This window comes from Rothia sp. HMSC072B04, assembly GCF_001813725.1.
GTDB lineage: Bacteria > Actinomycetota > Actinomycetes > Actinomycetales > Micrococcaceae > Rothia > Rothia mucilaginosa.
In genome coordinates, this window is record NZ_KV813793.1 from 13,801 (window position 1) to 27,770 (window position 13,970).

Here is a 13,970-nt window from a genome sequence, read left to right on the forward strand (position 1 = left end):
ATTTTATTCACCCAACCACAGTTAGGACGACTCGTGCACCCTACTTCCGAACCTGCGCACGAATCCTCATCGCAGACTAGCCCCGGCGCCGCGAAGCGCACATATGATGAGCGGGCGGCGTTTGAAGAGGCGAAAAGAAACCTTGGCATAGTTGGCGATAAGGAGCAGGAATTTAACCGGGGACTGGCGATTCTTGGTAAAGCCTATTCCATCGGTATGACGCTCATCCTGGTGTATTTCCTCCTGGATGCGTACCAGATTCTTGTTACTGCGGGTCGTAGTTTGAACATTGGCTCGTTCCTTAGTTATGCCCTGCCGAAGGTTCTTCCTGACGCCGTCATTGTGGTGCCGGTCCTCTGGATTGTTCTGGGGTGGGTCAAAGACGGGTACATTAATCCGCGCCGCCTGACGATGCTGTACCTGCTGCTGTGCTGTGTGAGCGGTGTGCTCTCTTTCGCGGGTGTTTTTGGTATGTCTCAGGTGCTTTTCCCTGCGTTTACTGCTCTGGATCCGGCTTCGCATCCTGCTGCCGCTTCGTCTATCGTGACGCAGGTTCTGGTTGCGGTCATTATGGCGGGTAGCGCTGTTCTCCTGTTTCTGCTGACTCGCCCGGCTGTGGGCACGGTTCCGAGCTTTGCGGTGATTCGGAAACAGATGAGGGCTATCGAGGAAAGCACCTCGGGTGCTGAGGACGAAGAAGAGCTGACTCGCGAGGATGTTCTTCGTCAGCTTGAGAAGGAAGAAGGCCCGGTCAAGGACTCTACCGAGCAGCTGTTGCGTGAGCTTTCTGCCGATTATGCGCTCTCGAATGATCCGGTGGAGAAGAACCGCCTGCTGGATGAGATACAGCAGGTTCAGCGCGCCCAGAAAGCGGGTGTAAAGCCCAATCTTGGCGGCGCCTCCGCTGGTGAGGCGGGTAAGCTCCACGAGCAAGCACACAGGGGCGAGAAGGCTACTGCTGGCTCTGCCGCGCCTGCCGCGCCTAAGGTGGTGCTCCCGCCGCACCCGAAGGCGCTACGCGGCGTCATGTGGTGCGCTACAGCGATTATTATTCTGTCCGCAATCCAACGTATCTATGTATCTATCCATAACGAGGTGCCAGACCGCGTTATGGAAAATATGCCGGGCATCATCATTTCAGGCATATTTGCTACCTTCATCTTCTCTCTCATACCCATTTTTGTCCTCCGCCGATTGTGGAAGGGCCGTAGATGGGCGTACTTCCTCACCCTCTTCGGTAGCGCTTTTATAGTTTTTGTTGGGGCGCTACATTTGCAATCTTTCATCTCGGCTGATTATTTCTCCAGACTGGCGGATGAATCGTTAACGTCACGACCCAGAGACTACGTAGTTTCCATCGTGGTGAGTGACATTATGGGAGCTTTTCTTACGGCCTTCTACCTGCTGATAGTTGTGCTGCTCATTAGCCGTCCCACCAGGTCGTTTATGGCTACCGCGAGGTTGGCATGGATAGAAGCACGTGAACAGGTGAACGCCGGTGACGGTTGGATTGTTGCGCATCAGGACGCAGAAACGCGTGCTCACCTAGAAGAAGAGCAGACGCGTTGGGAAGAGAAGGAAGCTAACCGACGGGCTGAAGAAGCGGCCGCGCAGCAGTACAAGACGACCCGCCGCACGGATGCACGGAGGAACTCCCGCAGCGAACAGCGCGGCTATAAGGATACTTCCGTGTATACCGAGGAAGGCTACCGCCTCAACTAGGGCAAGATGCCCCTCCTCATGGGGAAACTCTCTTCTGCACCCGCCCTGCGCTATAGCGTGCGGGGCGGGGCGCGAAGAGCAGAAAGGAACAATGATGTCAGAAAGCACCCCAAAGCAACCGTTGAATGACCCGGAGTACACGGTTCCCGAGTACAGCGTGCTGTTGCCCTCCGACGAGGCTGAAAATAGCACGGTGGAGAGTAGTGCGGCAGAGGACAACGCGCCCGGCGACAGCGCCCCCGAGCAAGCCACTACCGGCTATCGGGAGGCGACCGCCGACTACACCGCGACTGTCTCCGCCGAGCAGGTAATTCCGAAGCGCCCGCAGGCTATGCGCAGCGTCATATGGTGTGCAACCGCCATGATTGCGTTGGGGACCCTGAGTAATTTTCTGTCGGTTATGCTCCCATGGCAGTCGTATATCGATTTTGAGATGGTGGTGAGTGTTCTCTTCTCTGCCTTGGTGGTTACCCTCATCATCTCCGCCATCCCGATTTTTGTTCTCTGGAAGATCTGGGATGGCCGCGAGTGGGCGCGCATTCTTACCATCATCTACTGCGCTCTCGCGGCTGCTAGCGGTGTGCTTATTCTTGCGGATAATTTCTCGGGGTTAAGCTCTAGAGCGGCTGCGGCGTCCAGCCTGGTGCGTATCGCGAGCGGCGTTTTTACTCTCGTTCTTTACATCCTGATGATTGTCCTACTGACTCGTGCTCCTATTAGGATGTACACACAAATCGTTAGCGGGGCACGTGCACTAGAACACCAGCAGATGATGTCTGAGACGAGACAGGCTGCCGGTCAGGTCCCGGCGGAACTTCGAGAGCTTTTCGCTGATGATGAGGATGGCGAAAGCGCCTCATCAGGGGGAAACACCCCTCGACCCCCGCACCGTAGCGCGGGATGGGGCACCTAGAAAGGAACAATGATGTCAGAATACGGATCTCCGGGGCTAGCCCCGCACTATCAGCAGAACCAGCCGTATCAGCCGCGTTCTAACGGCCGCCCTGCTGCTCTGATATGGGTAACGGTGCTTACTGCGCTGGTTATTCTGATTGGGGCAACCCAGTCTACTGTGAGTGCTTTGGAGTCGAACCACACCTCCATGAATTCCGAGGCGCTGGTGCAAGTAACGATTCCTGCGCTGGTCAAAATTATCCTGATGGATGCGGTGACCCTCATTGCCCTGTTGTTCCTCTGGCTGAGGCGTAACTGGGCGCGTATCGTCAGTATTATTTTGAGTGTTCTCGGTGCGCTGGGCGGTCTTTTTTCTATTTTTGGTTCCGTCATACTCTTCAACTCTGTTGATGTGCAGGCGCTGAGCGGCGCCGAGCTGGCGCACTTCATCTTTGTTCTTGCGTTGGTAAATCTGCCTACTGTCTGCCAGGTGGTGATCGCGGTATTGCTGTTCACTCCCGGTATGCGCCGGTACACGTACGCGGCTGGCTCATACTAAAGGCCTGTTGGCGTGAGAAGGCTGTGATAGAGCCCGATGCGTGAGCATCAAACAGAGCTTGCTGTGGGTGGCAAATTTCTGCGCCTCTTCCGTCGGACTTCTAAAGGCGAAAGGGTGGGGATACCAGACGGTATCCCCACCTTTTCTCATCCCCGGCTCAGGAGCCGAGAAGGACTCACGTATTACTCAGCAGATTCCTGCTTCGCCTTCGAACGGCCACGCAGGTACTCGATAATAACCGGCACCACAGAAACCGCCACAATAATCACAGCAATGTACTCAATGTTGTTGTGCACGAACGGGATACCGCCCAGCAGCACACCCGCCAGACCAATCAAACCAATCCACGCAACCGCACCGACGATATTCCACAGGTGGAACTTCTTACGGTCGTACGAAGAAATACCAGCCGCAAGAGACACAAAAGTACGAACAATCGGCACGAAACGACCCAGAACCAGAGCCAAACTACCGCGCTTCTGGAAGAACTCCTCAGTAGTGTGCAGATTCTTGGTGCTCAGAATCTTCGCGTCATCCTTGAAGATCTTACGGCCGTAACGGGCACCAATCTGGTAGCCAACCTCAGCGCCAGCAATAGCAACCAGCACCAGGACCGGGAACGCAACCCACAGGGACAGGCCCATCTGCTCATGCAGCATACCCAGAGCAAAAATCAGGGAGTCACCCGGCAGAACAGGGAAAAGAACACCGGACTCAATAAATACGATAATTGCCGAAACTACCAGAACCCAGGGGCCGGTATCGAGCAGGAACTGCTCAAGGTCGAGACCCAAGAGCGCAACCGGAAGATGCGCCAAAGCGGTGGCAAGAAAAGTCATGAAAAATCCTGAACTGTGAGTGGACCGCACGCACGGATCGGCGGCGGAGTAACACTAGCATAGAAAGCGTACCTATGGTGAACATTGTGCAAAACTATGCGGAGGCTGTGTATTACTGGCACAATTCTACCGGCATTTACGCCGGATGCACGGGTGAGCGAGGCGTAAATCTCCTCGCCCGCATGGCGAAACAGCCGGAGGTGACGCGGCGCTCGCGTGCCTCTCCAAGAAATGACCATCCGCAGAGCCGGAGGATACGGGGTGTGACATGATGGAAAGAGAGCACGGCGCGTCGCGGCGTAGCGATTGCCCCAACCACCCACCGTTGGAGAGAACCATGAACCCCGAACAGCCAGCGTCCAGCCCCGCCGATCTCCTGCATGCTGAAGCCCGTGAAGTGTTGCGCCGCCTCACCGGCGTCGCTGATGCCGAGTTCCACGACGGCCAGTACGAGGCGATTAGCGCCCTCGTAGCCGACCGCGCCCGCACCCTCGTCGTGCAGCGTACCGGCTGGGGTAAGTCCGCAGTCTATTTCATTTCTTCCCTGCTGTTGCGTGCCCGCGGTATGGGCCCGGCTCTTATTGTCTCCCCGTTGCTTTCCCTCATGCGTGATCAGGTCGAGGCGGCATCCCGCGCGGGAGTGCGCGCCGCCATGGTGAACTCCGCGAACGTCACCGAATGGGATGAAATCCGCACCCGCCTCGAAGCTAACGAGCTCGACGTGCTCCTGGTGGGCCCCGAACGCCTCAATAACCCGGCGTTCCGTGAGCAGTGGCTGCCGTACCTGCTGCCGCGCCTGGGGCTACTCGTTATTGATGAGGCGCACTGTATTTCTGACTGGGGCCATGACTTCCGCCCCGACTACCGCCGTATTGGTCCGCTCATTAAGTCTCTGCCGGTGGGTGTGCCGGTGTTGGCGACTACCGCAACCGCGAATGACCGTGTTAGCCGCGATATCGCCGAACAGCTCAGCACTGATACCACCGCACCCGTGCATGTGCTACGCGGTCCGCTGTCCCGCGAGTCCCTGCGCCTGGGCGTTCTGACCCTGCCTCATGAGGCGCAGCGCATCGGCTGGTTGCTCACGCACCTGAATAGCCTGCCCGGTTCGGGCATTATCTACACGTTGACTGTCTCCGCGGCAGAAGATACCGCAAACGCTCTGCGTGCCAGCGGCTACGAGGTGCTCGCCTACACCGGCAAAACTGACCCGGATGAGCGGCTGGTTGCAGAGCAGGCACTCAAGGAAAACAGGGTGAAGGCGCTTGTTGCGACGAGTGCCCTCGGTATGGGTTTTGATAAGCCTGATTTGGGTTTTGTTGTGCATCTGGGCGCGCCGTCGTCTGCGGTGAGCTACTACCAGCAGATTGGCCGCGCCGGACGAGGTGCCGTCAACGCTGATGTTCTGCTCCTGCCCGGTCGTGAAGACCGCGCCATTTGGGAGTATTTTGCGACCGCCTCCATGCCTAACGAGGAGCAGGCGCTGGCGGTGCTGGATGCCCTCGCCCAGTCCCCGGATGGGTTGAGCATTACCGCGTTGGAGGCGCGCGTTCAGTTGCGCCGCTCCACCCTGGAGCTTCTGCTGAAGGTGCTGGACGTTGAGGGTGCCGCCGTGAAGGAAGGCAACTATTGGCACCGAACTTCTTCGCCGTGGCAGTACGATAGTGCCCGTTACGCGGCGGTGGCGCAGGCTCGTGTGGCGGAGCAGAACGCCATGCTCGAGTATGAACGTACTAGTCAGTGCCGTATGCTTTTCCTAGCTCAGCAGCTTGATGATGCTTCCGCGACTGCTTGCGGCCGTTGCGATGTGTGCGCGGGCCCCTGGTACCCGGTTGAAGTTCCCGCTGAGGCGCAGCAGGCGGCGCAGAGCAGCTTCAATACGGTGGGCGTGCCCCTGCAACCGCGCCGTATGTGGCCGAGCGGGCTGGACCAGCTGATGGGTGCGGATGCGCCGCGCGGTCGTTTGTCTAAGGATGAGCAGGCTGAATCCGGTTACGCTTTGGCGCGTCTGAGCGACATGGGGTACGGTACTCGTCTGCGTGAGCTTCTGGCGACGAATGAACTGGGTGAACCGGTTGATTCTGAGGTTCCTGCCGAGCTGGGTCGCGCCTGCGTGAAGGTGCTTGCCGCTTGGGAGTGGGCTGAGGCGGGTCGTCCGGTGGCGGTGTTGACTCTGCCGTCGCCGGTGCGTCCTCGTTTGGCTCAGTCCCTGGGTAGGGGATTGGCGTCGGTGGGTCGTCTGGTGGATTTGGGCCGGGTGTCTCTGGTGGGGGAGCCGCGTTTCTTTGGCGGTAATAGCGCGTTTCGCTGTGCGGATGTGCTGCGCTCGTACCGGGTACCTGCAGAGGTTCTGGACTATGTGAGTGAGCATCGGTGCCCTGTTCTGCTGGTGTCTGATGTGGTTGATTCGCGGTGGGCATTTACGGTTGTGGCGCGTGAGCTGCGGCTGGCGGGTGCTTCTGCGGTGTATCCTTTCTCTTTGGCTACTACCCACTAGTTGCGCCTATTAACGTTTATTTATTCCCCTGACGAGGTTGTATGTCATATTCGGAATATTCAAAATTGACGGTCACAGACGGTTCTTCCGCTGTGCTCAGCGATATTCCCGCTCGCCCCGAACACAGCGAGTGGATGGTCCGCGCCCTCGCCGAGGGTGCCGCTGCAGGTGAGCGTGGCGAGATTCCTATCGGTGCTGTGGTGGTGGATGAGCAGGGTGCCATTATTGGTTCGGCAGGCAATACCCGCGAGCGGGAGCATGATCCCAGTGCCCATGCGGAGGTGAACGCGATTCGTCAGGCGGCGGCGCATCGTGGTCAGTGGCGCCTGGACGGGTGCACGCTCGTGGTGACGGTTGAGCCGTGCCTGATGTGTGCCGGCACAATCCTGGCGTCGCGCGTTTCGACGGTGGTTTTTGGTGCTTGGGAGGAGAAGACGGGGGCTGCTGGCAGTCGTTACGATGTACTGCGTGACGGCAGGGTTGCTCCCGCTCCCGAGGTGTATGCGGGGGTGCGTGCTGATGAGTGTGCGCAGCTGATGGTGGACTTCTTTAAGGAACGCCGCCTCTGACCTGCCCTAGGCCTCACCCCTAAAAGATAGTTTGTATAACGTGAAAAGCCGCGCAGGGAATGCGTGGCTTTTCGCGTTATTTGTACGAAAAACCCCATTTATTTGAAAAATACTTCAAAAATTTCAAAAATGGCCCATGTTTTTCAAGAAAAGCCCACCACATCACACATAACCGGGTCTACCATATATAGGCATTGGAGCCTCCGCCTGCCCGCGCCTGACGTTCAACACCCCGCGCGGTGCCCGCGGATGACTCCCAGAAACTCACCCGAACCATCCATTCTCTGAGGGGATCTAACCGTGTTAAGCGTTGACAATATTTGGGCAAAAGGGCGCCACACTCCGCTTTTTGACCGCACCACCTTCTCAGTGGGCGAGGGTGAAGTCATTATCGTTCAGGCGGATAGCCAGTTGGAGCGTACCTCTCTCGCGTTGGCGCTGACTGGTCGCCTTCCCCTGTCCGGCGGAACGATTAGCTGGAGCAAGGGCGATGATGAGCCTCGCCGTATTTCGATGAAGCGTCTGCGTGCTCTCAGCAGCGTGGTGGACTCTCCTGATGTGACTGCTCCTGAGCAGCATATGCGCGTGCACGATTATGTGTCGGAGATGCTCTCCTATAACCTGCCAATTTTTGGTCGTTCCCGTGCGAGCCGCTGGTTGGCCGAGCGCGGTCTTGAGGAGCTGGACAGCCTGTGGATGGATGAGATTAGTGGCGAGATGAATATTGAGCTGATGGCTGCTTTGGCTCAGCATAGCCCCTCTGACCTGCTGGTTTTCGATACTCCTTCCCGACACCTGAACCACACGTACATGTGGCTTCCGTACCTGGAGGAGCTTGCCGCCGATGAGGACCACCCTCGCACGGTTGTGGCTGTTGTTCCGCATATTTCTGAATCGTGGCATGGTGCGCGTGCTGTGGTCGGTCGTGTCCCTGAGGAAAACGTGCCGGCTCCTGTTGAGGGCGAGATTGAACCCTCCAATGATTCCCCCGAACATGGCGAAAACGCTGAGAAGGAGTAAGAATGACTGTTCTGCGTGTGGCTCTTGTTGAGCTTAAGCGCCTGACCAGCGGTGTTTTGCCGGTTCTGGTGCTCATCGCGATGTCCTGTATTCCGCTGCTGTACGGCGCCCTGTACCTGTACGGCAACTGGGATGCTTACGGCCATGTGAATGGCATTGTGGGTGCCCTGGTGGTTGAGGATGAAGGCGCGACGGATTCTGAGGGTCAGCAGGTGAATACCGGTGCGGACGTGAAGAAGAACCTTCTAGACGCTGGCACGTTTGATTGGCGTCAGGTGCAGACTCGCACTGAGGCTGTTGAGGGCGTGGAGAACGGCACCTATGACTTTGCGATGGTGATTCCGAAGGACTTCTCCCGTAATTTGCAGAGTGCCGGTTCGTTCAAGCCTGATGCTGACGGTAAGACGGGCACTATTGATGCGCGTTCGGCGGGTATTGAGGTCATTACGAATGACGCGAACAACTATGTGCTGACGAATATTGTCACGAAGGCGGGCACTGCGGTGCGTGATTCGGTGGCTGAGAAGGTCGGTAATTCTACGGCGAATTCGCTGTTGGCTAGCTTCACGACTATTCATTCGAAGATGGGTGAGGCTGCTGATGGTGCGTCGAAGGTGAATAGCGGCACGGTGAAGCTGGCGGATGCTATCACTCAGCTGAAGGATGGCACCGCCACGGTGAATGATGGTGCTGTGAAGCTGAAGGATGGTACTTCTTCTCTGGCTGATGGTCAGTCCCAGTTGTTGGATGGTCAGAAGCAGTTGGCAGAGGGTGCCGCGAAGCTTGCTGATGGTGTGTCGACTTTGGATTCTGGCGCGGCGAAGCTGGATTCTGGCGCGGCGAAGCTTGCCGATGGTGCGTCGGGTTTGAAGGATGGTTCGTCGACGTTGGCTTCGGCGGCTGCTTCTGCTTCTGATGGTGCGTCGAAGCTGAAGGATGGTTCGGCGACTCTGGCTGAGGGTACTGCGAGCTTGAAGGATGGCTCTGCGTCGGTGGCGAAGGGCGCTAATGATTTGGCGTCGGGTATTCATCAGATGCGTACTGGCATGGATCAGGCGGGTATTCGTGAGTTGCCGGCTGAGCTGAATGCGATGTGCATGCGCTTGCATGAGACGGATACGTCTGCTGGTAGTGGTGATTTTGGTCGTGACTTGTCGAATACTGTGGTGTCTGCGAGTGCGCAGAAGGTGCGTGCTCAGGTGACTCCGCTGGTTGAAGCGGGTACGTTGACTCAGGAGCAGGCTGATCAGCTGGTGGCTGCTGTTGATTCTGAGGAGACGAAGAATGAGGTTGCTGAGCTGAATCAGAAGGCTCTGCAGTCGCACCTGGCTACTCGTGATGCTGCCGCTGCTGATGCCCTGTCGAAGCTGAGCGCATTGAAGTCGAGCCATTGTATTTCTGATGGTTCGTCGTCGACTGCGGTGAAGATTCAGACTTTGGTTGCTGGCGTGGATTCGCTGGATTCCGGTGCGTCTTCGCTTGCCAAGGGCGCTTCGTCGGTAGCTGATGGCGCCGCTCGTGTGGATGCTGGCGCGTCCTCGTTGGCGTCAGGTTCGGCGAGCCTGGCTGATGGTAATTCTAAGATTGCTTCGGGTGCTTCGAGCCTTGCGAGTGGTTCTGCGACTCTGTCGGGTGGTGCTTCTGAGCTGAAGGAGGGTACCGATTCTTTGAAGAGCGGTACTGCCGAGCTGAAGGATGGTAGCGGTACTCTGGCGGAGAAAGAGCAGTCTGCGGTTGAGGGTCAGCAGAAGTTGGCTGATGGTGCGAATGAGCTGAAGGATGGTGCGTCGCAGCTTTCTGACGGTACGGCGAAGCTGTCTGATGGTTCTACTCAGCTGAATGATGGTGCTTCCGAGTTGAAGGATGGTACTTCGTCGTTGGAGAGCGGCCTGGCTTCTGGTGTTAAGCAGGTTCCGAGCCTTGCTCCGACTGATCAGGCGAAGGTTGCGGATACGATGTCGAACCCGGTGACTTTGTCGCATGATTCCTTGGCGTCGGGCCGTAACTATGGTGAGGGCATGGGCCCGTTCTTCATGTGCTTGGCGTTGTGGATTGGCGGCTTGATGCTGGTTCAGACGTTGCGCGTGATGAATAACCGTGCGTTGGCTTCGCATGCTCCGTCGATTCGTGTGATGCTCGGTAGCTGGATGCCGTTCGGCCTGGTGGGTATTGCTCAGGCGACTTTGATGTTTGCCGCGATTAAGTTTGGTTTGGGCTTTGAGATGGCTCATCCGTGGCTGGTGTGGCTGTTCCTCTGCTATGTGGCTTTGGTCTTTACCGGCTTCATTCACGGTCTGACGGTGATTTTGGGTGCGCCGGGCAAGCTTGTTGCTTTGGTCATTCTGATTCTGCAGCTGATTACTGCGGGCGGCACGATGCCGTATGAGACTTTGCCTGAGTCGATTCGTTGGATGCATGATTTCTTCCCGATGGGTTATGCGGTGGCGGGTACGCGTCGTTTGGCGTATGGCATTAATGAGTCGAGCCTGTGGGGCATCATGCTGGTTTTGACTCTGTGGGGTCTGGCTGGTCTGATGTTGGGTTACATTGGCACGCGTCGTGATCGTACGTGGTCGCTGAAGAAGCTGGCTCCGGAGATTACGGTGTAACAAACCCTGTTTGGTCGCACCGGGGGAAAACTGTCTAATAAAATAGAGATATATCTGCAAAAAGGGAGGGAGGACTGCTGATGTTGCAGCGCCCAGTCGCTGAAGCTTCAAGTCGTCGTCCCGGCCGTACAGGTAGAACTCAGTTGAAGTTGTTCAACGCTGCTATGGAAATCATGACCGAAAAGGGGCTTGAGTACGCCACTGTTGAAGAGGTGGCTGCCCGGGCGGGTGTTTCTAAGGGAACCGTGTATTACAACTTCGGTTCTAAGAAGACCATGGTGGATCAGCTGGTTCAGTACGGCACGCAGTTGCTGCTGAGCGATGCGCGTCGCGCGGCGTCGGTTCATTCTGATCCGCGTGAGGCGTTGCGGAGTGCTGTTCGCGCCGCGTTCCAGTATCTTGAGGACCGTCCGGGTTTTACTCGGATGTGGCTTTCGGAGGCGTGGAAGGGTGCGGATGGTTGGACTGAGGCGATGAGCGATAACCGTCTGAATCTTCTGGATTTTTTGGAGGAGATGACGGAGGCTGTGGCTCGCCGCTATACGGTTGATACCGCTCAGAATCCTCGTGCGATTGCGATCTCTATGTTCGGCGCGATTTACATGTTTGCTATGGATCGTGAAGTGCATCAGGCGGAGCGCAATGCTGAGGATGCAACGCGTGCTGTCATGCTGGTTGTAGATGGGTATATCCGTCATTAGGCGGACCTGTTAGGGTCTGTAGACGTAGCCGGGACTTCGGTGTCGGGTGTCGAAAAGGGCACGGTGAAAGGGGCCGTGAAAGGGGCGACACCCGGCTGCCGTACGCGCACGATATGTAGGCTCATTCTTGCCCTCCTGTTGGGGGTGTGCTATAGTTTTCCACTGTTGGTGGTGTGTCCGAGCGGCCGAAGGTGCATCACTCGAAATGATGTTTGGTGTAAAAGCCAACGGGGGTTCAAATCCCTCCACCACCGCACCAACGAAAACCCGTCGAGATTCGTCTCGGCGGGTTTTTGCATGCCTGGATTGTTCTGGGGTGCTGCTGGCGGGTGTGTTGGTGGGTGTTTGTGCGGGGGGACTTCGCCTCGTTTTATAGGTTGTGTGCCACTTCCGGGGCTTTGCCGGTGCTTGCTGATTTGGGGGTGGGTAAAATCGTATTATGCGTATTAAGATTCTTGACCACCCGCTGGTCTCTCACAAGATTAGTGTTCTGCGTGATAAGAACACCCCGTCCCCGATTTTCCGTCAGCTGGTTGATGAGCTGGTGACCCTTCTTGCCTATGAGGCGACTCGCGAGATTCGTGTGGAAGAGGTTGAGGTTGTGACTCCGGTGGCGACTACTACCGGTGTTCGTATTGCTGATCCTAAGCCGCTGGTTGTTCCGATTCTGCGTGCTGGTCTGGGCATGCTTGAGGGTATGACTCGCATGGTGCCGACCGCTGAGGTGGGCTTCCTGGGTATGGCTCGTAATGAGGAGACCCTGGATATTGTGACTTATGCTGAGCGTCTGCCGGAGGATCTGACTGGTCGTCAGGTGTACCTGCTGGATCCGATGCTGGCTACCGGTGGCACTCTGATTGAGGCCATTAAGTTCCTGCGTGAGCGTGGTGCTGAGTCTGTGACTTGCGTGTGCCTGATTGCTGCTCCTGAGGGCATTGCTGCTCTGGAGAAGGGCATTGAGGGTATGGAGAATGTTGACCTGTTCCTGGCTGCTCGTGATGAGCGTCTGAACGAGAAGGCGTACATTATTCCGGGTCTGGGCGATGCTGGTGACCGCCTGTACGGTCTGGCTGAGTAGTTTTTCAGCGTTATTCACGTGATGTGAGTGGGGCGCCTCTGCATATGTTTAAGCATGTGCGGGGGCGCTTTGTTGTGTCTGCTGGAGGCCGTGTGCAGGTCATATGGTGTGGTGTTGAGGGATGTGTGTCTAACGGTCTGCTGTCTTGGGTGTTTATGGTGTTGTTGGGCGCTTGTGTGGGTTTATGAAACACCCTTGATAATATGTGATGAGGAACACTATAGTGCTTTGAGGGGCTTAAAATATATTGAGCATATTCACAGCTTCACATGAAAATACAGGGTGAAACCAGTAAATAAAAGAAGCTATGAATATTTATAAGGGAAAAAAATACTGAAAGCTTCAGGTAGCCCCTGAAACCCCAAAACGCGAGAGGGGGTATTGTACTCCTCTCGCCCATAAAGATGAATCCACTATGCTGAATCCGCTTGATTTATCCGTCAAATAGGAGAAATATTAAGTAAGAGGATTGAAGCTCGAACAGGTATTGGGGACTGTTTGACTCGGCGTCACTTCCGGCGCACCCCACACTACGTACGACAGGGATCCCGTACACAGACTTTGAGAGAAGGTTGAACCATGTCAGGCGCTGTACCTGGATATGTCCACATCTCCCAGCGCGGCCGCGCCGCTAAGCGCCAGGTCGTGCAGCCTCAGCGTCCCGCTGCGCAGGCCGCAACGTTGCGTCCGATGACTTTCTCAGCCGGTGACTCTGCCCATAAGCAGGCTCAGGAAAATGAAGCACGCGGCTTCGTGCTCTATGTTGGTTTGAACGAGGAACTTGCTGCAGCGAACGGCACCTCCCTGGTGCGTATCGTTCAGGATCTGCGCACTTATGCACACCACCTGGCTCCCGAGTCGGAGTCGTACGCCGCTGTGGCGTTGGCTCCAGTGAATGCTGAGGGTAGCGACCTTGAGGTGGTACGTAATGCGCTCGGCGATCCGACCGCAATGTATATGCACCCGGAGGCGCATGTCGCCCGCGAAGCAGAGACCACGAATAGCCACTCTTCGGGTGTGCTGATTGACCTGGCGCGCCGCGAGGTGTTCCTGGATGGTGAGCCGCTCATGCTGACCTTCAAGGAATTCGAGCTGCTGGCACACCTGGTGGAGAACTCTTCCCGCACCGTGGGTCGTGAGGAGCTGCTGAAGGCGCTGTGGAGCTCCGGTGACGAGCATCCGCATGAGCGTACGATTGACGTGCATATTCGTCGTCTGCGTTCGAAGCTGGGTCGCCTGTCGGGTACCGTGCGTACGGTGCGCGGTCAGGGTTACCGCTTCTTTGAGCACCCCGAGGTTGTTGTCTGGGCTGCTCCGGAATACTCGATTTAGCGTGTACAGAATTTAGCTTCTGTAGAGTGCACCCCGGTGTGCTGGCGTGATGCCGGTGCACCGGGGTTTACTTGTGCCCGCCTGGGGATGTTAGTGTGCGTGCTGTGGCGGCGTGCGGCACGTTCCGGCGCCCTCTAGATAGAATGGGTG

11 protein-coding genes and 1 tRNA gene are annotated in these 13,970 nt (G+C 56.8%); 11 read left to right on the forward strand and 1 reads right to left on the reverse strand.

Translation table 11 applies throughout. From position 1 onward, the window contains the following. Positions 1–33 precede the first annotated feature (33 nt). The 3 genes from HMPREF2928_RS01240 to HMPREF2928_RS01250 all read left to right on the forward strand — a co-directional run bounded on the left by HMPREF2928_RS01240 (position 34) and on the right by HMPREF2928_RS01250 (position 3,175). Positions 34–1,722 (forward strand): ABC transporter permease, encoded by a 1,689-nt coding sequence (locus HMPREF2928_RS01240; RefSeq protein ID WP_070687073.1) that lies wholly within the window; start codon positions 34–36, stop codon positions 1,720–1,722. A gap of 94 nt (positions 1,723–1,816) precedes the next feature. Beyond that, positions 1,817–2,635 (forward strand): multidrug ABC transporter permease, encoded by an 819-nt coding sequence (locus HMPREF2928_RS01245; protein WP_070687076.1) that lies wholly within the window; start codon positions 1,817–1,819, stop codon positions 2,633–2,635. Between the two features lie 9 nt (positions 2,636–2,644). After that, positions 2,645–3,175: a hypothetical protein gene (locus HMPREF2928_RS01250; RefSeq protein WP_141754933.1), complete on the forward strand. Its 531-nt coding sequence runs from the start codon at positions 2,645–2,647 to the stop codon at positions 3,173–3,175. A gap of 182 nt (positions 3,176–3,357) precedes the next feature. On the opposite strand, the gene HMPREF2928_RS01255 is transcribed toward HMPREF2928_RS01250, so the two are convergent. Then, complete coding sequence (locus HMPREF2928_RS01255) at positions 3,358–4,014, reverse strand: DedA family protein (protein ID WP_005507588.1); 657 nt, start codon at positions 4,012–4,014, stop codon at positions 3,358–3,360. A gap of 337 nt (positions 4,015–4,351) precedes the next feature. Here HMPREF2928_RS01255 and HMPREF2928_RS01260 point away from each other — a divergent pair, with 337 nt between their 5' ends. The 8 genes from HMPREF2928_RS01260 to HMPREF2928_RS01295 all read left to right on the forward strand — a co-directional run bounded on the left by HMPREF2928_RS01260 (position 4,352) and on the right by HMPREF2928_RS01295 (position 13,820). Beyond that, positions 4,352–6,511: a RecQ family ATP-dependent DNA helicase gene (locus HMPREF2928_RS01260; protein ID WP_070687080.1), complete on the forward strand. Its 2,160-nt coding sequence runs from the start codon at positions 4,352–4,354 to the stop codon at positions 6,509–6,511. A gap of 41 nt (positions 6,512–6,552) precedes the next feature. Then, entirely contained in the window at positions 6,553–7,080 is a 528-nt protein-coding gene (locus HMPREF2928_RS01265; protein WP_044141780.1) for a nucleoside deaminase, read from the forward strand. A gap of 300 nt (positions 7,081–7,380) precedes the next feature. Further along, positions 7,381–8,100 (forward strand): ABC transporter ATP-binding protein, encoded by a 720-nt coding sequence (locus HMPREF2928_RS01270; protein ID WP_070615374.1) that lies wholly within the window; start codon positions 7,381–7,383, stop codon positions 8,098–8,100. 2 nt (positions 8,101–8,102) lie between these two features. Further along, positions 8,103–10,709, forward strand: coding sequence for a YhgE/Pip domain-containing protein (locus tag HMPREF2928_RS01275; protein ID WP_070593205.1), 2,607 nt, complete (start codon positions 8,103–8,105; stop codon positions 10,707–10,709). Positions 10,710–10,789: 80 nt separating this feature from the next. Beyond that, positions 10,790–11,410, forward strand: coding sequence for a TetR/AcrR family transcriptional regulator (locus tag HMPREF2928_RS01280; protein ID WP_005504416.1), 621 nt, complete (start codon positions 10,790–10,792; stop codon positions 11,408–11,410). Positions 11,411–11,577: 167 nt separating this feature from the next. Next, a tRNA-Ser gene (locus HMPREF2928_RS01285) sits at positions 11,578–11,664 on the forward strand. Between the two features lie 185 nt (positions 11,665–11,849). After that, complete coding sequence (gene upp, locus HMPREF2928_RS01290) at positions 11,850–12,488, forward strand: uracil phosphoribosyltransferase (protein WP_005504417.1); 639 nt, start codon at positions 11,850–11,852, stop codon at positions 12,486–12,488. A gap of 579 nt (positions 12,489–13,067) precedes the next feature. Beyond that, positions 13,068–13,820: a winged helix-turn-helix domain-containing protein gene (locus HMPREF2928_RS01295; RefSeq protein WP_070615368.1), complete on the forward strand. Its 753-nt coding sequence runs from the start codon at positions 13,068–13,070 to the stop codon at positions 13,818–13,820. The last annotated feature ends 150 nt before the right edge of the window (positions 13,821–13,970 follow it).

What these genes read in the sequence shown, in the direction of transcription:
- HMPREF2928_RS01275 (WP_070593205.1), top strand. Translation starts at nt 8,103, where the DNA reads ATGACTGTTCTGCGTGTGGCTCTTGTTGAGCTTAAGCGCCTGACCAGC.
- HMPREF2928_RS01295 (WP_070615368.1), top strand. Translation starts at nt 13,068, where the DNA reads ATGTCAGGCGCTGTACCTGGATATGTCCACATCTCCCAGCGCGGCCGC.
- HMPREF2928_RS01260 (WP_070687080.1), top strand. Translation starts at nt 4,352, where the DNA reads ATGAACCCCGAACAGCCAGCGTCCAGCCCCGCCGATCTCCTGCATGCT.
- HMPREF2928_RS01280 (WP_005504416.1), top strand. Translation starts at nt 10,790, where the DNA reads ATGTTGCAGCGCCCAGTCGCTGAAGCTTCAAGTCGTCGTCCCGGCCGT.
- upp (WP_005504417.1), top strand. Translation starts at nt 11,850, where the DNA reads ATGCGTATTAAGATTCTTGACCACCCGCTGGTCTCTCACAAGATTAGT.
- HMPREF2928_RS01265 (WP_044141780.1), top strand. Translation starts at nt 6,553, where the DNA reads ATGTCATATTCGGAATATTCAAAATTGACGGTCACAGACGGTTCTTCC.
- HMPREF2928_RS01250 (WP_141754933.1), top strand. Translation starts at nt 2,645, where the DNA reads ATGATGTCAGAATACGGATCTCCGGGGCTAGCCCCGCACTATCAGCAG.
- HMPREF2928_RS01255 (WP_005507588.1), bottom strand. Translation starts at nt 4,014, where the DNA reads ATGACTTTTCTTGCCACCGCTTTGGCGCATCTTCCGGTTGCGCTCTTG.
- HMPREF2928_RS01245 (WP_070687076.1), top strand. Translation starts at nt 1,817, where the DNA reads ATGTCAGAAAGCACCCCAAAGCAACCGTTGAATGACCCGGAGTACACG.